The sequence below is a fragment of the Chitinophagales bacterium genome, from assembly GCA_041392475.1.
In the GTDB taxonomy this organism is placed as follows: Bacteria; Bacteroidota; Bacteroidia; order Chitinophagales; family UBA2359; genus JAUHXA01.
Genome location: JAWKLZ010000001.1, coordinates 1,735,139 through 1,757,072, shown reverse-complemented (window position 1 = coordinate 1,757,072; position 21,934 = coordinate 1,735,139). Strand labels below are relative to the sequence as shown.

The 21,934-nt window shown below is 40.2% G+C and carries 15 protein-coding genes; 3 read left to right on the top strand and 12 right to left on the bottom strand.

Annotated elements, in window-relative coordinates; translation table 11 throughout:
• Window positions 1-5: 5 nt before the first annotated feature.
• The 11 genes from R3E32_06365 to R3E32_06315 all read right to left on the bottom strand — a co-directional run bounded on the left by R3E32_06365 (window position 6) and on the right by R3E32_06315 (window position 15,706).
• Window positions 6-2,063 carry a copper-translocating P-type ATPase gene (locus tag R3E32_06365; protein ID MEZ4884348.1) on the bottom strand — a complete coding sequence of 686 codons (2,058 nt, stop codon included), beginning with the start codon at window positions 2,061-2,063 and terminating at the stop codon, window positions 6-8.
• A 15-nt stretch (window positions 2,064-2,078) separates the two neighbouring features.
• Window positions 2,079-2,726, bottom strand: a complete 648-nt coding sequence (locus R3E32_06360; GenBank protein MEZ4884347.1) for a Crp/Fnr family transcriptional regulator — start codon at window positions 2,724-2,726, stop codon at window positions 2,079-2,081.
• A gap of 95 nt (window positions 2,727-2,821) precedes the next feature.
• Window positions 2,822-3,916, bottom strand: coding sequence for a cytochrome c peroxidase (locus R3E32_06355; GenBank protein MEZ4884346.1), 1,095 nt, complete (start codon window positions 3,914-3,916; stop codon window positions 2,822-2,824).
• A 19-nt stretch (window positions 3,917-3,935) separates the two neighbouring features.
• Window positions 3,936-4,952, bottom strand: coding sequence for a cytochrome c peroxidase (locus R3E32_06350; protein ID MEZ4884345.1), 1,017 nt, complete (start codon window positions 4,950-4,952; stop codon window positions 3,936-3,938).
• Window positions 4,953-5,040: 88 nt separating this feature from the next.
• Window positions 5,041-6,009 (bottom strand): MbnP family protein, encoded by a 969-nt coding sequence (locus R3E32_06345; protein ID MEZ4884344.1) that lies wholly within the window; start codon window positions 6,007-6,009, stop codon window positions 5,041-5,043.
• A gap of 127 nt (window positions 6,010-6,136) precedes the next feature.
• The gene (locus R3E32_06340; GenBank protein ID MEZ4884343.1) at window positions 6,137-7,957 is read right to left on the bottom strand and encodes an efflux RND transporter periplasmic adaptor subunit; all 1,821 of its coding nucleotides are present in this window, start codon (window positions 7,955-7,957) and stop codon (window positions 6,137-6,139) included.
• Window positions 7,958-7,969: 12 nt separating this feature from the next.
• The gene (locus R3E32_06335; GenBank protein MEZ4884342.1) at window positions 7,970-9,211 is read right to left on the bottom strand and encodes a TolC family protein; all 1,242 of its coding nucleotides are present in this window, start codon (window positions 9,209-9,211) and stop codon (window positions 7,970-7,972) included.
• A gap of 105 nt (window positions 9,212-9,316) precedes the next feature.
• Window positions 9,317-12,886 (bottom strand): efflux RND transporter permease subunit, encoded by a 3,570-nt coding sequence (locus R3E32_06330; protein ID MEZ4884341.1) that lies wholly within the window; start codon window positions 12,884-12,886, stop codon window positions 9,317-9,319.
• Between the two features lie 244 nt (window positions 12,887-13,130).
• Window positions 13,131-13,580, bottom strand: a complete 450-nt coding sequence (locus R3E32_06325) for a hypothetical protein (protein MEZ4884340.1) — start codon at window positions 13,578-13,580, stop codon at window positions 13,131-13,133.
• Between the two features lie 190 nt (window positions 13,581-13,770).
• A complete protein-coding gene (locus R3E32_06320; protein ID MEZ4884339.1) occupies window positions 13,771-14,679 on the bottom strand; it encodes an alpha/beta hydrolase in 909 nt (302 codons plus the stop codon).
• Between the two features lie 271 nt (window positions 14,680-14,950).
• Window positions 14,951-15,706: a superoxide dismutase gene (locus R3E32_06315; protein ID MEZ4884338.1), complete on the bottom strand. Its 756-nt coding sequence runs from the start codon at window positions 15,704-15,706 to the stop codon at window positions 14,951-14,953.
• Window positions 15,707-16,158: 452 nt separating this feature from the next.
• Between R3E32_06315 and R3E32_06310 the strand changes: the two genes are divergently transcribed.
• Window positions 16,159-18,057, top strand: coding sequence for a PDZ domain-containing protein (locus R3E32_06310; protein ID MEZ4884337.1), 1,899 nt, complete (start codon window positions 16,159-16,161; stop codon window positions 18,055-18,057).
• A 244-nt stretch (window positions 18,058-18,301) separates the two neighbouring features.
• On the opposite strand, the gene R3E32_06305 is transcribed toward R3E32_06310, so the two are convergent.
• Window positions 18,302-18,877, bottom strand: coding sequence for an RNA polymerase sigma factor (locus R3E32_06305; protein MEZ4884336.1), 576 nt, complete (start codon window positions 18,875-18,877; stop codon window positions 18,302-18,304).
• Window positions 18,878-19,457: 580 nt separating this feature from the next.
• Here R3E32_06305 and R3E32_06300 point away from each other — a divergent pair.
• Together R3E32_06300 and R3E32_06295 are read left to right on the top strand one after the other, a co-directional pair.
• Window positions 19,458-19,628: a hypothetical protein gene (locus R3E32_06300; protein ID MEZ4884335.1), complete on the top strand. Its 171-nt coding sequence runs from the start codon at window positions 19,458-19,460 to the stop codon at window positions 19,626-19,628.
• A gap of 291 nt (window positions 19,629-19,919) precedes the next feature.
• On the top strand, window positions 19,920-21,887 hold the full coding sequence (locus tag R3E32_06295; GenBank protein MEZ4884334.1) for a tetratricopeptide repeat protein: 1,968 nt from the start codon (window positions 19,920-19,922) through the stop codon (window positions 21,885-21,887).
• Window positions 21,888-21,934: the final 47 nt, after the last annotated feature.

The window sequence follows — 21,934 nt, the reverse complement described above, 5'->3', positions numbered from 1 at the left end:
AAAGACTATTCACGCATTTTTCTCTTCAAAAGCTGAGCATTAATCGCCACAATAACGGTACTCATACTCATCAACACAGCTCCAACAGCAGGACTTAACACAAAAGTAGGATACAAAACCCCTGCTGCTAATGGAATTGCAAGTGCATTGTAAGCAGTTGCCCATACCAAATTTTGAATCATTTTTTGATACGTAGCTTTGCCAAACAAAATCAATTTGGCAATATCTTTTGGATTACTATTCACCAAAATAATGTCGGCAGTTTCAGCAGCGACATCTGTTCCCGAACCCACTGCAATACCCACATCCGCATTTGCCAAAGCAGGTGCATCATTGACTCCATCGCCTGTCATTGCCACAAATTCACCTTTCGATTGTAGTTTTTTCACAATATCCACTTTCTCATGTGGTAGAACTTCTGCATAATAACCATCCAAGCCCAAGTGGTCGCTGACCGACTTCGCCACCATTTCATTGTCGCCTGTTGCCATATACACCTTGATGTTGTTCTCCTTCAAAGTTTGTATGGCAGCCTTTGATTCAGGTCTGATTTCGTCTGCCAAAGCAATGAATCCCACCAAATCATCATTGACCAATACAAAAACAACCGTTTCGGCATTGTCAGAAAAAGCATTGTCAGGAATTCCAATATTTTTGTCTTTCAAGTAGTTGGGGCTAACCACACCAATTGATTTCCCATCTACTTGCGCCTGCACACCTTTACCTGTGATGGCTTCAAATTTTTCAGTCTGTGGAGTTTGTATGCCTTCTTCTTTTGCTTTTCGCATGATGCCCGTCGCTATGGGATGCTCCGAATTCTGCTCCAAAGCACTCGCCAATTGCAGTACTTCTTTTGCAGAGTATTCTTCTTCATTGACCGATTCAAAACGGCTTACTCCAAACTCTCCTTTTGTAAGTGTCCCCGTTTTGTCAAATACTACGGCAGATATTTTTCGGGAATTTTCAAAAGCCGTTCGGTTGCGAATCAACAAGCCATTTTGGGCAGACAAAGCGGTAGAAATAGCGACCACCAAAGGAATCGCCAATCCCAAAGCATGAGGGCAAGAAATGACCATTACCGTGACCATTCGCTCCAATGCAAATACAAACTCTTTGCCAAGAGCGAGCCAAGTAAACAATGTACCAAAGCCTGCGGTGAGAGCAACGATGGTGAGCCATTTTGCAGCCGTATTCGCCAGATTCTGGGTTTTCGACTTCGTTTTTTGGGCTTCTTTCACCATATTGACGACTTTATTCAAATACGAATTTTCGCCTGTATTTTCTACTCTGATTTTCAGCGAACCATTGCCATTGATTGCCCCTCCAATTACTTCATCATCTTTGCCTTTTTGGACAGGTTTGGATTCGCCTGTGAGCATGGATTCATTGACATAACTTTCGCCTTCAACGATAGTACCATCAGCAGGAATTTTCTCGCTTGATTTGACCAAAATCATATCTCCTTTCTTCAATTCTTGCAGTGAAATATCCTTAATATCACCATTGTCCAAAACCAAATGCGCTTCTGAAGGCATCATTTCAATCAGCAATTCCAAAGCTTTTGAAGCTCCCAAAACTGATTTCATTTCTATCCAATGTCCCAACAACATAATGGCTATCAATGTAACCAACTCCCAAAAGAATATTTTTCCAGCCAAACCAAACACGACCGCACTGCTATAGGTATAAGCTACAATGATAGCTACTGCAATGAGGGTCATCATTCCCGCCTCCTTTTTCTTCAATTCTTCAACCATGCCCTTCAAAAAAGGAAACCCACCGTAGAAAAATACAAGACTGGATAGCGCAAAAATGACATATAGATGTCCTGGGAAAGTAAGTTCATAGCCCAACAATCCCTGTATCATGGGAGATAGGATGACGACGGGAATACTCAAAATGAGTGAAACCCAAAACCGTTTTTTGAAGTCTTCTATCATCATTCGGTGGTGATCGTGGTGTTCTTCATGTCCGCCATGACCTTCGTGCTTCATGGTTTTTTTATCTTCAGTTTGTGCATGTTCTGACTTGGTTTTTTGATGATGTTGGTGTTCGTGATCCATGTTTAAAAATTTTATTTATTTAGAAAACATTTGCTTCAATTTTTTCAAATCTCTGATTAATATTTTCTTTCGGTTATAATAAATTATATTTTGTTCTTTCAATTCATTGAAGGTAGTTGTTACAGTTTGACGAGAAGCTCCAATTATATCTCCAATTTCTTGGTGTGTAAAGGGATTTTCGATCATTGTATCAAAACCTACTTTTTTGCCTTGTTTCAAGCCCATTTCCAGAATAAAGGAAAGCAACCTTCTGCGGGTAGGCATACTACTCAACAGTGCCCATCTTCTTTCCAATTGAATAAGTCTATAGCTGATTGTTTGTAGAACAAACAGATTGAAGCTTTCATCTGTATTGATTTTTTGAAAGAAATCAGCTTGGCTCATGCTGGCAATTTCCGCATTTGAACTCATGACTTCTGCATAATTGTAGGTTGCTTCTTGGTGAAATAAGCGCAATACGCCAAATATATCTCCTTGAAAAAGTATGGCTTTCGTTATATTCTCGGAATTCTCATTGTAATAACCAATTCTGATTATTCCTTTGTGAATAAAGAATATTTTTTGAACAATATTTTCTGGAAGATATATATAATTGCGTTTTTTGAAGTGATAAGACTTCTCCGAAAAATGTTCGCTGATATTATTGGAGTAAAGTGTTCTCATCTGAATAATCTGTTATTGTTTATTAAGGAAAATACAATTCATTGGATGGTAAGTAGTTGAGTTACAAACCACCCAATGAACTGCAAAACCCACTCTTAGAATGGCGTATCATATTCTTCGTTTTCCAAAAATGTCTGGTCGGTCAGTGTCTTCAAGAAATTCACCAAATCTTGTTTGTCTTGCGGTGTCAAAAACAAACCTGTGTCTTTGGTATTTAGTATTGCAGGATCAACCGTTGCAGACGTTCTGATACCTTGATTGTAGTGGTCAATGACTTGTTCTAGCGTTTTGAAGCGACCATCGTGCATATAGGGGGGGGTAACTGCCACATTCCGCAAACTTGGCACTTTAAACTTCCCTTTGTCAGCTGCATCTTTGGTAACATTTTCTCGTCCAATGTCAGTCAAATTGGCATCTACGTCTAAGCCATTGTTCATGTATTGGTCGTTTTCGAAGTTGATTCCGCCGTGACAGTGGGCGCAATCAGCCCCCGAAAACTGAGGAAAAAATGGATTGTACTCCGTTTCAAACAACTCTTTACCCCGTTGTTCACTTTCGGTCAATTCCACCTCTCCCGCTAAAAATCGATCGTATTTGGAATCATTCGATACGATGCTCAACATGAACTGCTCCATTGCCAAAGCCATTTTTTCGGGGGTAATATCGGGGCTGCCAAAAGCACGGGAAAATTGGTCACGATACATTTTTTCGTTGCTCAATTTTGCCACCACATTGTCCAGTGTTTCGTTCATTTCCAAAGGGTCTTGAATGGGCTTCAAAGCTTGGTCACGTAACAAATGTGCTCGACCATCCCAGAAAAACTCATTGCTGTGCCATGCCATGTTGAATACAGGCATGGCTTGCCGTTTGCCTGGTAGCCCTTCCACTCCAATCGAAAACTTCAAGGTATCGGAAAAACCGTCCAATTGTCGGTGGCAACTCGCACAGGATTGTGTGCCATCTTTCGATAGCTTTTGTTCGTAAAACAACATTTTTCCCAGATGTACACCCTGTATTGTCAAGGGGTTGTCAGCAGGCAAATCTGGTTCGGGAAAATTTCCGTACTTCAATAGGTAAGGTGTTTCGTCTATTTGAATCACCTCTTCTGGTGGACTATCATCTTCTTTGCTGCAGGCAACCGCCAATAAAATGCTGCAAAATATTATTGATAAGTATTTTATTTTATACATGTAATTATGTGTTATTTTTCTATTTATTAAAAAGAGGATTGTTAACAAATTCTTCATCAGTCAAAGACTTCAAAAACGCAATCAACTCTTGTTGTTCTGTTTCGGTCAAGTTGAGGGGCTTCAATAGGTCACTTTTATGGGGATGATTCTTTCCACCTGATTGATAGTGAGCAATTACTTCCTCCAGTGTGTTCATCGAACCATCGTGCATATAAGGAGCTGTCAGTTCAATATTTCGCAAACTCGCCACTTTGAACAAAGCCCTGTCTGCTTCTTTGCTTGTGAGTCGAAACCTTCCTTCGTCCGTATAGTTTTCATACAAACCATTGTTTTCAAAGGCGTAATTGGTGAAATTGAAGCCGCTATGACAGCTACTGCAATGGGTGCGTTCCCCAAAAAAGAGGTTCATCCCATTTATTGCAGCCTCTGAAAGAGCATCCGTTTTCCCATAATTCACATACTGGTCATAGGAACTATAGCCACTCAAAAGACTCCTTTCGAAGCAAGCCAAAGAACGGGTAATCACAAAAGCATCTGGCTCTCGGTCATAAGCCTCCTTCGACATGACCACATATTCTGCGTTTTGTTTCAACCGCTCTGCAATCAACAGAATGTTGAAGTTAAACTCATTATGCTCTTGAATCGGTACCAATGTTTGCATTTCTAAAGTCGGCACACCACCTTCTCGAGTGAAGTAGGGATGGTAAGCCACGTTTGCCAAAGTAGGGCTATTCCGAGTGCCTATTGCTCCTTCTACTCCCAAACTAAAAGGCAAGTTGTCACTAAATGCCAACTGCGGATGGTGACAACTTGCACAACTAATAGAGGAGTCTGCCGATAGAATGGGGTCAAAAAACAGTTTTTTACCCAAATCCCAACGGGCCTGTGTGAATTCGTTTCCTTCTGGCGCATCCACTTCTGGAAAACCCTTGGGAATTTCCATCAAATCAGGCACATACAATGGCTCTATCGCTCCTTCGTCTTGACAGGCAGCCATCGTGAAACATATCAGAAAGAAAAAGCAGATTTTTTTCATTGTAATTGGTTGTATATTAGTAACTGATAATTGGCAACTGTGGATTAGTAACTGATTACCAGTCACCAATCCACTAATCACCACTCTATTAATTCACCTGCAATTTCTTGGTGATAACAGACTTTCCTTCTTTCACCAAACTAATGATGTACAAACCTGCCACATTCAAGTTTAGTGCCATAGGTACATTGCTTTTCACATTGTCCAAAGACTGAATCTCACGACCCAATACATCGTAAACGACTACTTGATATTGAAGGTCTTGAGTGGCTTCAATAGCAATAAAAGCACTTCCTACATTGGCAGGATTTGGGTACAAATTGAAGCCATTGATTTCACTAAAGTCCACAATTGAAGTAGCATTATCAGAAGCGGTGAACACGTAATCTCTAAAGTTTTCGAGTGCTTTTTTAGCTGGGCCATTGTCTCCATGAAGAATCACACCCGAGTTCACGTTGATATTTTCTATCACACGAGTATAGTCTGCATCTAAGTTGATAAGAATCTCATTGTTTGCAGCAGTAACATTCATATCAATGCTGGTTTTGAAGTAGTTGTTATCTCCCAAACCGTGCAATTCGCAATCTTGGTTGAGGAAGTTTCCACCATTTCCTTCATAAGCAATGAAGCGATAACCCGCAGCCCATCCCCAGTGCATGGAAGGGAATTTTGGAGCCAAAGCATGACCATTTGGATAACTTGCAGGGTCGGAGTGATTGTGCTCTTGGTCGACTCCAATGTGGAAACGGATACCTTCAATGGCATCAATGTTGTGCATTCCCAAATCCACTACGGTTTCTCCAGCAGCATCTACCAAAACCCACAGGTCTTTGATTTTCGTCTCGATTGTGCCATTGTGAAGGATAGAAATTTCGGAAATGTAATACTGCAATCGGCTCACATTGAATCGGTTGCCGAGGTTGTTGGTCGCTTCTGTTTGCATCACAAAAGCTTCATCCCCCAACTTGTGGTGAATGTTCAGTTTAATACTGTTTTGAGCGAAGCTGCTGACATTCAACAAGCAGAATGTCAGGGCAAAAAGTAAGAAATTTTTCATCTTGAGTAAAAATTTAATTGATTAAAAATATGTATGTTTAACACATTTTATTCGTGTCAACACATTATTTATTATTTTGAGTATTAAATATTAAGTGGACTCAGTAATCTATCAGTTTACACATCTACTAATCTGCCTTTAGTGTATCTGTCACTGAACCACACTTCATCATTTTATCCCCGAAATAGGGGTTTTGAATTTGGGCCACCTCACTCAACCAATAAGCCCCAATATTGTCAAAACCCATAGGACAAAACTGTACGTACAAATCCGTTCCATCAATGCCAAAAGCCTTCACCATCACTGTCAGCAAATCCGAAACATTGGAAAATTGCTTGCGCTGATCTTCCACACCTTTTGCTTTTTGTAGCAAATCCAAATGCACATTCAAAGGCTTCAATTGCTCCATCCAATAAGTATGCACTTCTCCCTTCAATAGCATCATATCTGTTTTCTCCATCGCTTGCTTCAATGCCATGCTTGCCAAATTCGCTGCTTCAAAATCGGTAGCCACAAGCGCATCCTTCAATTGAAGGTAAGCCGATGCTGTATTTCCCAATTGCAGCTTGAAAGCTTTGGGCGTTTTAGAATGGTAATTAGGTATTTTCACGGCCATATCTTCTTTCGCCATTGCTTCATTTTTAATCGCCACTTGCTTGTTCATCATGCTCGCCTTATTGCTCAACTGTGCTGAAGCATCAATCTTAAATGCACCATTCGTTACTACCTCTGCGCCCGCTTCCAAGCCACTTTCCACCACATAAGCATCGCCCAAACTTACACCCAATTTGATAACTCTGTACTCAAAAGTAGGAATGTCCATTTCTTGATTTTTGATATAAACCACCGACTCCTTGCCTGTCCACAAAACCGCAGTTTTGGGAATGGTCAAAGGTGTACCGCCTTTTTTTGAAGTAGCTGCAATAGGCAAAGGGTTGGTTTTCAGTATGCCTTTGGCAAACATATCGGGCTTCAATTTGCCGCCATTGCTGCTTGCCTCTACCCGCACTGTCGCCACCCTCGTTTGTGGGTCAATGAAAGGGTCAATGAAAGTGATTGGAGCTTTGAAGGTTTTTTCGGGCATTGCAGCCACATTGAATTCGATGACATCGCCTTTCCGAATCCACTGCAAATCTTTTTCATAGATATCAAACAAAACCCATACTTTGCTCAAATTCATTACTTCAAACATCGGACTCCCCGCTTTGATGTGATCGCCCAAATTCACCATCTTTCGCATCACTGTACCATCCACATCCGCAAAAATGTCAATCTCTGTTTTCACCACGCCTCTTTGCTCAATTTCCTGAATCGTACTGACTGGAATTTTCCACAGTTGCAGCTTGTTTTTTGCAGCCTCGTACAAAGCAGGCAGGCGATTTTGCAATTTTTTGGCTTCAAACAATTCCTTTTGTGCCGCCACCAATTCGGGTGAATAGACCGAAGCGATTTTCTGCCCTTTGCGGATATTTTCCCCTTCCGAATTGACATACAACTTTTCAATCCTTCCGCCTACATGTGCTGTTTGCGTACTACTCAACGTTTCGTTCATTTTCACCTTGCCCGCTAATAAAAGTTCTTTGCCTCCGTTTTCTTCGAGACTCGCAGTATTTCCAGCACCTACTTGACCGATTATCGTTGTTTGAATATTCGCCAATTTGACCGCATCAGCAGTCATGGTCAATTGTATGGGATTGTCGCTGTTGCCTGCCTCCAATGGAATCAAATCCATCCCACAAAGCGGACAATCTCCTGGCTCGTTTTGGCGAATTTGGGGGTGCATCGAACACGTCCAAATCGTTTTGCTTTCTGCCGTAGTTGTCGCTTCGAGTTCGTGGTCGTGTGTGTCCATTGCAGCATCGCCGCTGCTTCTGCCAAAGAGCAAAAAGCCAATGCCAATACCCAAAATGAGGGTTACTATTGCTGTGATAATGACTGATTTATTCATAGTTTTATTGTTTCATTCAGTATAAAGTGACTCAATAAAAGCCACTGCAATATTGCCTTCCTTCTGTGCCTTCAATATTGCCAATTGGTCATTTAAAATCTGTCCTTGCATCCGCAGCAATTCTTCAAAATCCTTGTTGTCGGTGCTATAAACCGTTACCAACAAATCGAGCGCACGTTCTGCTAAGTCAATTTGGTCTTTGTAGAGTGCAATTTGTCGTTGGGCGGTGCGGTATTCGGTGAAACCTCGTTCTAAGGCGGTCAATAATTGAAGGCTTATATCGTGTTCTTTTTCCTTCAATGCCAATATTTTGTATTCCTGCTCTTTCACGGCAGCCTCGTATTTTGATTTGAACAAAGGCAATTTTACCATCACCTTGGGCATCAACATATCTTTGCCATTTCCTTTGACTTCCATATCTTTCCGTTTATCGGTCATGGCATATTCTAAGCCCACTCCAAAGCTCGGTTTGAAAGCCCATTCTTCTACTTTGATGCGCTGTTGAATGGCATCTTGTTGAAGCTGAAATTGCTGCAAAGCAGGGTTTTGGGTTTTGATTTTTTCGGCTACAATGTTTTGGTCTTCTGCAATTTCCTTCAATGGCATCGTGTCGGGAATCGCAATGGGTGCTTGTGTATCTCGGTTCAGAATTTGGTTGAATTTCACTTGCAGAAATTGCAGTTTGTCCTGCAAATTTTCGATTTGGGTATTCACCTTATTCTTCTCCATTTGCACCCGCAAAACGTTGGTCATACTTCCCAATCCTGCTTCAAATTTAATTAATGCCAACTGCTCGAAAGCCTCCAACAATTCCAAGTTCTCCTGATGCACTTCAATTGTTTCTTTGGATTCGTAACGTTCGTACCAGATTTGTTTGAGTTCATAGAACAACTGATTTTTTACCACCTCCAATGTTTGTTCTTTTGCTTTTGCCATTGCAGTCACTGCCTCTGCTTTGGCGGTTCGGCTACCTTTTGGTGGAAGCATTTGACTGGCGGATAGCCGCAATCTTTGTGCGCCAACTCTCGTTTCAACGGGTAATAAAAATATACCTCCGCCTACTTCGGGTTCTGGTAATGCGGTGACTTGTGGTATTTTTTCGAGTTCGGATTTTACTTCGTAATTGATGGCTTTTAGTTGGGGGTGGTTTTCAACTGCAATTTGTAGATAATCCTCTAATTCTTGACTGTAAGTGATTTGTGAACAAATACTTAGCAGGCTGATGATGAATATTTGAATTGTTTTTATTTGCATTTTTTTTAATAGTTTCTGTTTTCTATTGTCACCGCTTCAACTGTTGCCAATGTCTTCGACCGTTGACAAAGTTTCCGCTAAACCAAAAAAATCCTCTGTGTTCAATCACCTCAGTTTCAGTTTCGTTTCTTTCCAAATCGCAAACAACACAGGGACGGTAAACATGGTAATCATCTGAATCAACATTCCTCCAAAAGAAGGAATCGCCATCGGTATCATGATGTCCGATCCTCTTCCCGTAGAAGTCAAGACAGGTAACAGAGCCAATATCGTTGTGGCGGTGGTCATCATTGCAGGGCGCACCCGACGTTTGCCCGCTTCAACGACTGCATCTCGAATTTCTGCTACTGTTTTTGGTTCATTTTCCTTAAAAGATTGTTGCAGATAAGTACCTACCAAAACCCCGTCATCTGTAGCAATTCCAAACAAAGCTAAGAATCCCACCCAAACAGCAACGCTTAGGTTAATTGTTTGAATTTGAAGCATATTTCGCATGTTGATTCCAAACAAATCAAAATTCATGAACCAATCCGTGCTGTACAATCCAATCATGATAAAGCCCCCTGCAAAAGCTACTGCAACGCCTGAAAAAACCATAAGAGATAAAGGTATTGACCTAAATTGAAGGTAGAGAATCAAGAAAATCAGCATCAAAGCTAGAGGCATGACCACGCTCAAACGTTTGGAAGCCCGCACCTGATTTTCGTAATTTCCTGCAAAACGGTAACTGATGCCCGCAGGTACGGTGATTTTTCCAACTTCAATTTGTTGTTCCAAATATTGCTGTGCATTCTCCACGACCTCAACCTCCGAAAAGCCCTCTAATTTGTCGAAAAGCACATAACCCACCAAAAAACTGTCCTCACTTTTGATAGCTTGTGGGCCTTGTTCGTATAAGATTTCACCCACTTCGCTCAATGGAATTTCGGTTCCCGAAGGCGTGGGAATCAGCATGTCTTCGATGGCAGCAGGCGAATCCCGCAAAGTCCTCGGATAGCGTACTCGAATTGGGTAACGCTCTCGACCTTCCACGCTTTGGGATAGGCTGATACCTCCAATGGCGACTTCCACATATTGCTGTGCATCTTTGATGGTCAATCCGTAACGTGCCAATTCTGCTCTGTTCCAATCAATCTCCAAGTAAGGTTTGCCGACGATTCTATCTGCAAAAACAGCTTGGGCTTTTACGCCTTCGACTTCCTTCAATGCGGATTCCAATTGCAGCCCAAAGTCTTGGATGATTTGTAAATCAGAGCCTTTGACTTTGATGCCCATTGGCGCACGCATCCCCGTTTGAAGCATTACCAGTCGGGTTTCGATGGGTTGCAATTTGGGGGCAGAAGTTACGCCAGGGAGTTTGGTGGCTTTCACAATTTCGTTCCATATATCATCAGGGCTTTGGATTTCGTCTCGCCATTGTCGAAAGTATTTACCATTGGAGTCGGGGATCAATTCGCCTTTTTCGTCTTGCAGGTATTTACCCTGTTCATCGACTTTGAAGCGGATGCGTTGTCCGTCTTCATCGGTTTTGTATTCGGTTTTATAATTTATGATGTTTTCATACATCGAAATCGGTGCAGGGTCTAAGGCAGATTCTGCCCGCCCTAATTTGCCGACAACGGTTTCGACTTCAGGAATAGATGTTGCAGCCATGTCCAACATTCTCAAGACTTCCAAGTTTTCTTCCATACCTGAATGTGGCATTGAAGTGGGCATGAGGAGGAATGAACCTTCATTCAAAGAGGGCATAAATTCTCGTCCTGTTTTTTGGAAAATGGAGAAGCCTACGTAAATGATGAAAATGGGCAAGAGCAAAAACAACCATTTGAGATGCAGACAAAACCGCAGGATATTTTCGTAGAAATGGATAACCATTTGAAAAAATGCCAATATTGCTGCAATGATCAAACCGACAAATAGAAAATTGATAAGCAGGCTGTTGTTTACGCCTAAGGGCATCCATTTTTGGGTCAAAAAGTAGGCTACGAATAGGGCTACTATATAATTGAGAATGGTTAATGGAGAAACCTTCCATTTAGATTTGGTATTGGATATTGGATATTCAGTCTTTTTGGATTGAAGGAATTTTGGGGTTTTGATTTTGAAGCCAAAAAGCCAGTGTGCGAATGGCGGAATCAAAATAACCGCTACAATGATTGAAGCCAACAATGCAAAGGTTTTGGTGAAAGCCAATGGGCGGAATAGTTTTCCTTCGGCGGCAACCATTGTGAAAACGGGTAAAAAACTGATGATGGTCGTGGCTACGGCGGTAATCACAGCAGAGGCAACTTCGGTAGTCGCTCGATAAACGACCTCCAATTTGTCTTCCGATTCATCGGCTTCCTTCAATCGTTCTAAAATATTCTCGCATAGCACAATGCCCATATCGACCATCGTTCCAATCGCAATTGCAATACCCGACAAAGCCACGATATTGGCATCTACTCCGAAATAACGCATGGCAATAAAACACATCAAAACAGCAATCGGCAGCAATCCCGATACCAACAAAGATGCCCGAAAATTGAGGAGCATGATGATAACGACAATGATGGTGATGAGGATTTCGAGATAAAGGGCTTCCTCCAATGTACCGATGGTTTCGTGAATGAGTTGGGTGCGGTCGTAAAAAGGCACGACTGTCACCTGTGAAAACGTTCCGTCTGCCAGAGTTTTGGTGGGCAAACCACCTGCAATTTCGGCGATTTTGGTTTTGACATTGTTGATGACCTCCAATGGGTTCGCTCCATATCTCGCCACAACGACACCGCCTACAACTTCTGCTCCCGACTTGTCCAATGCGCCCCGACGGGTGGCGGGACCCAAATAGACTTTCGCCACGTCTTTGATGCGAATGGGGGTGTTTTGGCGGGCGACAATGACCGTTTCCTCCAAGTCTTCCAAAGATTTGATGTAGCCCAAACCTCTTACAAAATACTCTACTCGATTGATTTCAATGGTTTTTGCGCCTACGTCAATGTTGCTATTTTGGACGGCTTTGACGACTTGTGGGAGGGTGATGTTGCTGGCCTTTAGCGCATCGGGGTCGAGGTCTATTTGGTATTCTTTGACATATCCTCCCACCGAAGCTACTTCCGAAACGCCCTCTGCTGCCCCCAAACCGTATTTGACATAAAAATCTTGTATGCTCCGCAATTCTTGTAAATCCCAACCGCCTGTCACGTTTCCGTCTGTATCTCGCCCTTCCAATGTGTACCAAAATATTTGCCCCAAAGCGGTGGCATCTGGGCCGAGTGTGGGCTGTACGCCATCTGGCAACAGGCTGCTGGGCAGCGAATTGAGTTTTTCGAGGATGCGGGAACGGCTCCAATAAAATTCTATGTCGTCATTGAAGATGATGTAGATGCTAGAAAAGCCAAACATGGAATTGCTGCGGACTGTACGCACGCCTGGTATTCCCAACAAGGCGGAAGTCAATGGATAGGTGATTTGGTCTTCGATGTCCTGGGGCGAACGTCCCATCCATTTGGTGAAAACGATTTGTTGGTTTTCGCCAATGTCTGGAATGGCATCTACTGCCACAGGGTCTTTGGGTAGCCCGCCTACTTCAAAATTGAAGGGGGCGGTCGACAAACCCCATACCACCATGATCACTAAAAAGAGTATGGCGAAAAGTTTGTTTTCGAGAAAGAAACGGATTGTTTTGTTGAGCATTTAGATATGTTCAAATATTTTTTTCGGTAGCTACGGATTTTCACTGCGTATATGCAATGGCTCACACAGTTTGTATTAAACGGAGAGACAGAGAGATGCAGGGAATTGATATGGTGTGACTACAATTAAAATTGCCGTTACAGAACATCATCTGCGTGCAAATAATTAGCACCGAATAAGAAAATAGATGTAATAAAATCTAATAGACAATGACAAAGGAATAGGTCATCGTTTGAGGAAATGCTCAACAAAGGAAAGATTGTACCAACAATGTGATGTCTCGACAGAGCAGCGGAGGAGAATAGTGTTGAAACTTTGCGTTGGTATGATTGGAAGAGGAATAGATGTCATTGAAGGTAAAATGAAGGATTGCCGCCCATTCAAAAATAGGTGTTATGTCTTGTGAAATAGAAGGACTGATTAGGTTCTGTTCTAAATGGACATATTCCGATTCATTACTGCAACAGCCTTTTACATCACCCTTTTCTGCATGTTTGCAAGTGGGTTTGGGTGCTTGATGGTGTTTGCAGCCCGATGTTTTTTGGCTTTTGATTAGATCATGGCAATTCGGGGGCTGAAAAAACACAGCCATTCCTTTCAATTGATTTTGACAATAGTGTTTGTTGATTGTCAAGCCCATTGAAGTCCCTAAAATGAGTAGGGCAAGGAGGATATGGATTGCTTTTTTGAACATTGAGTGCAAATATAACGGAAAAAAGTCAGAATTGTTTGTTAGAATTTGGTGGAAATGTTATAGAATTTTATTCGCAAATCACATTGAGTGTAGATGCCAAGAATTTGAAAGATTGGGAAAAGCTAGTTTGGTTTTGGAAACTTCTGATGTTTCCATTGAAGGCTTCCGTTTTATTCATCCATTGCCTTCCTTACAAATGTTCTATGAACTCTGCAATATTCCGAATGGCCTTTTTGCTTTCGGGCATGAAATCCGCAAAAAACTGCCAAACGTGGAGCATGTTTTCCCATATTTGTAGGGTGACATCTACACCATCTTGTTTGGCTTTTTCCGCCAATTTGAGGGAATCGTCTATGAGGACTTCATGTGTGCCGACTTGAATAAGCAGCGGCGGCAAACCTGATAAATCTGCATATACGGGAGATACAAGGGGATGTGTGGGAGCGGTGTTTTTGAAGTAGTCTTTGGAGTAGCGGCGTATATCGGCTACGGCAATGATGAGGTCTTTGTCGGCTTTGGTGTGGTAACTTTCGTTTTCACCTACCAAGTCGACCCACGGAGAAAGCAATACGGCTGCTTTGGGTAGTGGAATTTGCAATTGTTTCATTTTGAGTAAGGAAGCAGCGCTGAGTCCGCCTCCAGCTGAGTCGCCCATGAGAATAATTTGAGAAGGGCGGTAGGATTGAAGGAGGTGTTGATAAACGCTGATGGCATCTTCAATGGCTGCTGGAAAGGGATGTTCGGGCGCTAATCGGTAGTCAATTGCCAATACTTTGGCGTGACAGGCTTTTGCGATGTGTGCGATTAGGCGTTGGTGGGTATTGACAGAACAGATGGCGTATCCTCCACCGTGTAGGTAGTAAATGATGTGATTGGCGAGTGGTTTTGAAGGGATTGGTTTTGGGGTGAACCATGTGGAGGGGATGCCCTTGATGTCGGTTTTCTCCGTTTCTACCTTCAAGTTTTTGACGGAAGGTAGTCTTCGGGCTTGCTGCTCAAAGTATTTTCGGACGACTTGAATGGGGTAGTGTTTACCTCCTCTTTTGTGTCGTTGCCATTTGAAGTAAGTTTTGACGGCGAGGCTTGAGAGGCTCTGCATTTTTTTTGGGGATTAAGTGATTTGGACTTTGGATGTAAGACGTAAGACAAAATATTTTGATGTCGTTAGCAGTAAATAATTTAAGGATAATTACATTGAAAATGCAATTTGCTCATAGTCAAATATTTATTGTGCTATTTTTTGAATTTATTTATATTCCAGCAGCATCGCTGCGATACTATTCCGATTTCATTGGAATAGGGACAAGGCTAAAGCCCTTTTGAAGGTATAAATAACTTTAGAATCAGTGTATGTACTTTTTTGCAAGCCACTACATTAATCCTGCAAAACGCTCACTAACACTGCTCCAATCCACTACATTGTAGAAGTTGGCAATGTAGTCGGCTCGGCGGTTTTGGTAGTTGAGGTAATAGGCGTGTTCCCAAACATCTATGCCAAGAATAGGCGTTCCTGCTTTTTCGACCAGACTCTTCATCAAAGGGTTGTCTTGGTTGGGAGTGGTGGTAATGAACATTTTTTTGTCCTCTCCAACACAGAGCCATGCCCATCCCGAACCAAATACAGAACTGGAAGCAGCAGAAAATGCTTCTTTGAATTTACCGATGCTGCCAAATGTCGCATTTAGAGCCTCTTCTAATTGACCTTCGGGTTGTCCGCTTGCTTCGGCAGGGCCTATGACCGACCAGAAAAGACTGTGGTTGAAGTGACCACCGCCATTATTGCGAACAGCAGTGTCAGCGTCTTTATCGGACACACTTTTGACGATTTCCTCCAATGTTTTGCCTTCAAATGATGTTCCTTTTATGGCGGCGTTGAGTTTTTTGACATAGCCCGCATGGTGCTTATCGTGGTGAATTTCCATCGTTTCGGCATCAATATTGGGCGCAAGTGCCGCAAAACTATAGGCCAGAGGAGGTAAGGTAAAAGCATCAGCCGTAGTGGACAGTTCGGCGGGTTTATCAGTAGTTGTATTTTTTTCAGTCGTTTGCTGACAACCTGCTAATGGATTGATGATTATTCCAGCAGTTGTAATTGCAGTAGCTTTGAGAAAAGTTCGTTTGTCCATAGTTTATTTTTTAATCATGCAAATTAATAAGACTTTTGCAGTTTTGGTGATGTTTTGATTTTTTATTACTGTAAATCTTCATTTTGTTGTAAAAAAACCAAAAAAATGTGTCAAAAAATAGGTAAATGTTATGGATTTTGTTTTTTTTGACGATATTTAATGCTTTATATTTACATACTCATTAGCACAACCCTAGATTTTTTCAACTCCTAATTTTAGTAATTTATTCTTCTAATATATTACCATAAAATACCTATGTTTTTGTTTTTTATTATCCAACTCTGTGACAAAACATTCAAAATCAGACTCCTCTCATTTGGTTTGAATGAATGATTTTATTGATGTTTGAAATAGTACGTTTTTTGTAAAAAAACCTTCAAAATGCTACTAGTTCGTCAATATTCAATAAGTGTCCCATAGTCTATTTTTTACTCTAAAATCTCCCAATTGCCATGAGAAATTATCTATTGTTGTGGATTTGTACATTATTATGTCCTTTCGTATTGTCAGCGCAGTTTGAGTCCAATACCATTATTCCTACAAGTCATTATGAAATAGCTTTTCCCAATGCACTGCATCACGAGGCAGAAATCAGCATCACCTATAGACATTTGCCTGATGAGCCATTTATTGTTACGATGAGTTCCACTTCCCCTGGACGATATGCCATTCATCAATTTGGCAAAAACGTGTACAATGTGGCTGCACTAGATGAAGCGGGTCAGGCATTAGAAATAGAACGTATTACCCCTGAGTCTTGGCAGATATTAAAACACAATGGGACTGTAAATGTTCACTATACCTTATTTGCAGATAGAGCAGATGGAACCTATGCCAAAATTGATGATACACACGCACATCTCAACATCCCTGCTACTTTTATGTGGGCAAAAGGTTTGGAAAAATACCCGATTACGGTTGAATTTCATATCCCTGAAAATAGCAAATGGAAGATTGCTACACAGCTTAAATCAACAGCTACTCCTTCAATTTTTTTAGCCCCAAATCTGCAATATTTTATGGATAGTCCCACCAAATTGAGTGATTATAGCTTGCGAGAATGGTCTGTTCAGAATCCTGATGGCAATAAATTGGTTATGCGATTGGCAGTAACGCATGATACGGAGGAAACTGTTATTGATGATTTTGCAGAGATAGTAAAAAGAGTAGTTTTGGAGCAACAGGCTATTTATGGAGAACTACCGAGTTATGATTTTGGTAACTACACTTTTATTTGTGATTACCGAACAGGAATCAATGGTGATGGTATGGAGCATCGAAATTCCACCATGCTCACATCTTCCAATAGTTTGGCTAACAATATAGTACCTTTGATGGGAACTGTATCCCATGAGTTTTTTCATTGTTGGAATGTAGAACGGCTTCGTCCTGCTTCTTTAGAACCTTTTGACTTCGAACATGCCAATATGTGTGGAGAACTGTGGTTTGCAGAAGGTTTTACATCCTATTATGATGATTTAATACTTTGCAGGGTAGGTGTTCACACACTTGATGATTATGCAGCTAAATTGAGTACTGATCTTCAGTATGTATTGAATCAACCTGCAACTGGCTTGTATTCAGCTATTGACATGAGCCAACGTGCGCCTTTTGTAGATGCTGCAAGTCAAATGGATAAAACCAATTTTCAAAATTGCCACACGTCTTATTATCCTTTAGGCAGTGTGATTGGTTTGGCTCTCGACCTTCAATTGCGTAGTTCTTTTGATAATGTGAATTTAGATGACTATATGTATGCGCTTTGGCAATCTTATGGCAAAGAAGAAATCCCATTCACGATACAAGATTTGGAAACCACACTTGCAGAAGTGACAGGGGATAAAAATTTTGCCGACACTTTTTTCAAAGAATATATCTACGGAACTGCTATCAACGACTACAAAGCATTGCTGGCCAATGCTGGTCTGTTACTGCAAAAAAAATATCCTAATCGTGCCTATTTGAGTCGCTGTCAGTATTCTTTTCAAAAAGACAAAGGACTTCAAATCAATTCTGGTACGGTGAAAGGTACTCCACTTTACAATGCTGGCTTAGATGTAGGAGATGTGATTACGGCAATTGACGGAAAAATATTGAAGAATAGCCAATCGCTTCAAGATATATTGAAAACACATGCCGTTGGTGATGAGGTAGAAATCACTTATTTACATCATGGGAATTCTCAAAAAACCGTTGCTACATTATCCGAAGACTATCGTTTGGAAGTGATTACTTATGAGGATGCAGGTTTGAAGGTGGACAAAAAAATCAAGCAATTTAGAGAGGATTGGTTGTCTTCAAAAGTAGTTAAAGCTAAAAAAGGATTGATATTGATGAATGATAGCTATTAGGAAATTTTGCAACTGTTGGATTGGTTTCGAGGAATTTAGTCATATAGTGCCTATCCTCAATAGTAGAATAGATGCGATGGCTTCCATCTACTCTAAAAACAAAACCATCGAATAAGTTGGATACTCATTCGATGGTTGTATATGACTCTACTTCAAATATCAGAAAAATGAGAGTCTATAAAGTAAAAATTGGTCTTGATAACTTAATGTCTAATAGCCCTTAAAATATCTCATAATTAGTTCTCTATTGAATGAACTCTTTATCATATAAGTCAGCAATTTTTCTTTTTGCTCTAAGCAAACGCATTTTTACTGCACTTTCTGCCAAACCGTATTTATCCATAATTTCTTTTAGGGAATATCCTTCTAAGTATTTTAATTCAAGCATTTCTCTAGTTTCGCCAGTAAAACGGCTCAACAATTTTTGAACTCTTTTGAAACGTTGGTAATCGTCTTCTTTATATTCCTCGTAAGGCATCTGTTCTGCAATGTGGATTTGCGTTTCCAAGGATATTTCTGCCCTCTTCTTCTTGTTTCTAACATAGTCTATGCAGTAGTTGTAGGTGATTCGGTACAACCAACTCGAAAAAGCAGATTTACTCTGAAATGAAGAGACATTGCGTAGTGTCTTTACCAGAATATCCTGAGTCAAATCAAAGGCTTTGTCCTTATCTTTTGTGAATGTCAGGCACTTATGATAAACCTTTTGATAGTAACGACTATACAATGTGGCAATACATTTGTCGTCGTTTGTGGCACTGTAGGTAGATAATAATTCGTTGTCGGTGAGTTTTGTGAATTCTGCGTGATGATTAAGCATTTTAAAATTGTGTTAGTGAAAGTGTTGTGGTTTTTTAGTATTTGAATTGTTTATTGTTAATTAATGGCACAAAGGTAACGGCAAAGCAAGGCTAAGAAAACGGCTTAAAAACGTATTTTGAAAAAACGGTAAAACTCGCAGAAACTACGCAAATCACTTAGTTTTCCTATGAATGAAAAAAAGTAGGCAATACTTTATTGAAGAAAAAACCAATACTATGATGACAAATAAGTCTATGCTGCTCCAAAATCAGCCAATAGTCTTTTGGCATAATCTTTTGAAAGTATAGGCCAAAATGATACTATCCTTTTCGATGACAGATAGATTTATTGCTGTGTAAATACTTGTTTATCAGTTTGTAATTGTATTTTTTTATTGTTTTTGAAAAAACTTTTCATGTCATTATTTTATTTTTTTCTCTAATATTTTGGATAGCTATCATCAAGTTTTTTTTAAATATTTTTCTTTTTCAAAATTGGAATTGTTTTTGCTCTTTAGAAAGTGAATCCAAAGCAAGCCATTTGGTTTCACATCTAATTTTACTTTTGGCAAATTTATTAATACTCAAATTTATACGGCAATGAAAAAAGTATCTATTTCTGAATTGAAGCAATTAGACAACGTTAAAGAAATTAACGGTTCTAAAGCAACTGATCTAAAAGGGGGACTTGGCAATTCCTCTCCTATAGCTAAGATTGTACGGGGCATCGTTACTCATTCTTTAGGATTTATTCCTCCTCCTGGCATCTAAACAATACAGGGATTAAGATGTATATACAATCTTCTTTAGATTGTTGAATGTAAGTGGAATAGTTAGGTTAAAATGCCAATTTCTCAACAAACGATAATAGAAGTTGGCATTTTTTTTGCTTTAAGCTGAATATATTCATTGTTACATAACAGCAAATTTTATATCAAAAATAAGCATCTCCCATTTTTATCTATGGCATCTATAAAACCATACTTTTACTGTATTATTTGCTTCTTCTTAAACTCACTTGTCTTTTCTTATGCTGATACTACGGATAGTTTAAAAACTGTTTTGATAGAAATAGGCAACCAGAAGGAAGATAAGTTTATTGAAGTTTTTGAAGATATGGGGACTCTAAGCCTTGAAGAAGAAGAATTGTTGTCTTTGAAACAATCATTGGAAGAAGCTATCACAACAGCAAACTACACCAAACAATTTTCCAAACAAAGTAAGCTGTACGCTTTACTAGCAAAGGTACATATACTGCTCAATAACAATGAAAAAGCATTCGAATCATTTGGGAAATCTATAACAATAGGAAACAATCTATTGGTAAAAAAAGACCAGATTAAAATTTTGAAGAGTATAGCCGAACTATCCCTCACGATGGGTGAATACGAAAAAGCCTATGGTTATCGCCTTCAAATAATGAAAATGTATGAAGAACTGAATGACAAAGAGGGTATTTATTCAACCCTTTACAACATTGGCTCTATCTTCTTCTATCAGCAAAACTTTCCACAAGCATTGGCGCATTATGAGCAAGCACAAGAAATGGCTCAAGCAGCTCAAGACAGTTCTATTATCTATCGAAGTCTTGCTGCAATTGGAAGCGTCTATGGTGAAATAAAAGACAATGATAAATCTGTAAAATACAACTTACAATCTCTAAAAATGGCCGAAAGTATGTCTTTCGATTTGGGGATTGCTTATGCTTCTCATAATGTAGGCTTGAATTACATTATCTTGGAGATGCCCGATAAAGCACTTAGTTATTTTGAAAGAGCCTTAGACTTGATGCAAAAATCAGGAGATAAATTTGGAGAAGCCAATTGTTTGCAAGCCATTAGTGGAGTTTATTCTCAAAACAAAGACTACGCAAAAGCCATTGATTATCTAGAACAATCACTTCTTATACACCAGCAATTGGGAGACCGTTCGAGAATAAGAGAAATATACTTAGATCTTTCCAGAGCTTATTTTAATGATGGTAACTCTGATAAGGCGTATCAAGTGCAAAAAGGATACATCGAACTTCGTGACTCACTCATCAAGGATGAGGCAATGCAGCAAATGGCAGGTTTGAAGCAAACCTATGAATTGGAGAAAAAAGAGAATGAAAAACAAATCGCCATCATGCAAAAAGAGAAGCAAATCGAACAAGTCTATCGGTATGCTTTTTTGGTCGGATTGAGTTTTTTGGTATTGGTAGCTTGGTTATTTTTTAGCCGTTATCAAGAACAAACGGCGATGAACAAACTCTTGGCACAAAAAAATGAGGAAATCCAACTCCAAAACAATAAACTGGCGACTTCAAACCGTGAACTCGAACAGTTTGCCTACATCGCCTCCCACGATTTGAAGGAACCCCTGCGAAACATTGGCGGTTTTACGACACTACTCGAAAGACGTTATCTTATTGAAGGTGATGAGGATGCAAAAGATTTCATGCACTTTATTTCTTCTTCCGTCACCCATATGCACAAGCTACTGACCGACTTATTGGCCTATTCCAGAATTGGGATGCAAGAGGACAATCACGCCGAACATCTCTCACTGAATGACATTGTAAATCAGGTTTCTGGCAATTATCAAACGGCTATCAAACAAAATGAAGTGCGAATAATTGCTGAACATTTACCAACCATTTACGCCAATCGCATACAGATGATACAGTTGTTTCAAAACCTCATAGGAAACGCTATCAAATTTAGAAGTGAAAAAAATCCAGAGATACACATACATTGTGCCGATAACAGCAAGGAATTCATCATTTCGGTGAAAGACAATGGTATTGGGATGGAACAAGAATATACCGACAAGATATTTGTGATTTTCCAACGACTACACAACCGTACCAAATACGAAGGTACGGGCATTGGCTTGGCTATCTGCAAAAAAATTGTAGAACAACACCATGGAAAGATTTGGGTAGAATCACAATCGGGTGAAGGCAGCACTTTTTATTTCTCCCTACCAAAAGAACAAAAAGTGGATATTCTCGCTTCAAAAGCAACTCGAAAAACAGCAGTTGCTTGATTGACGGTTTAAGGGTCAATAATTAACAAGCCATTCGGTTTCTCGTT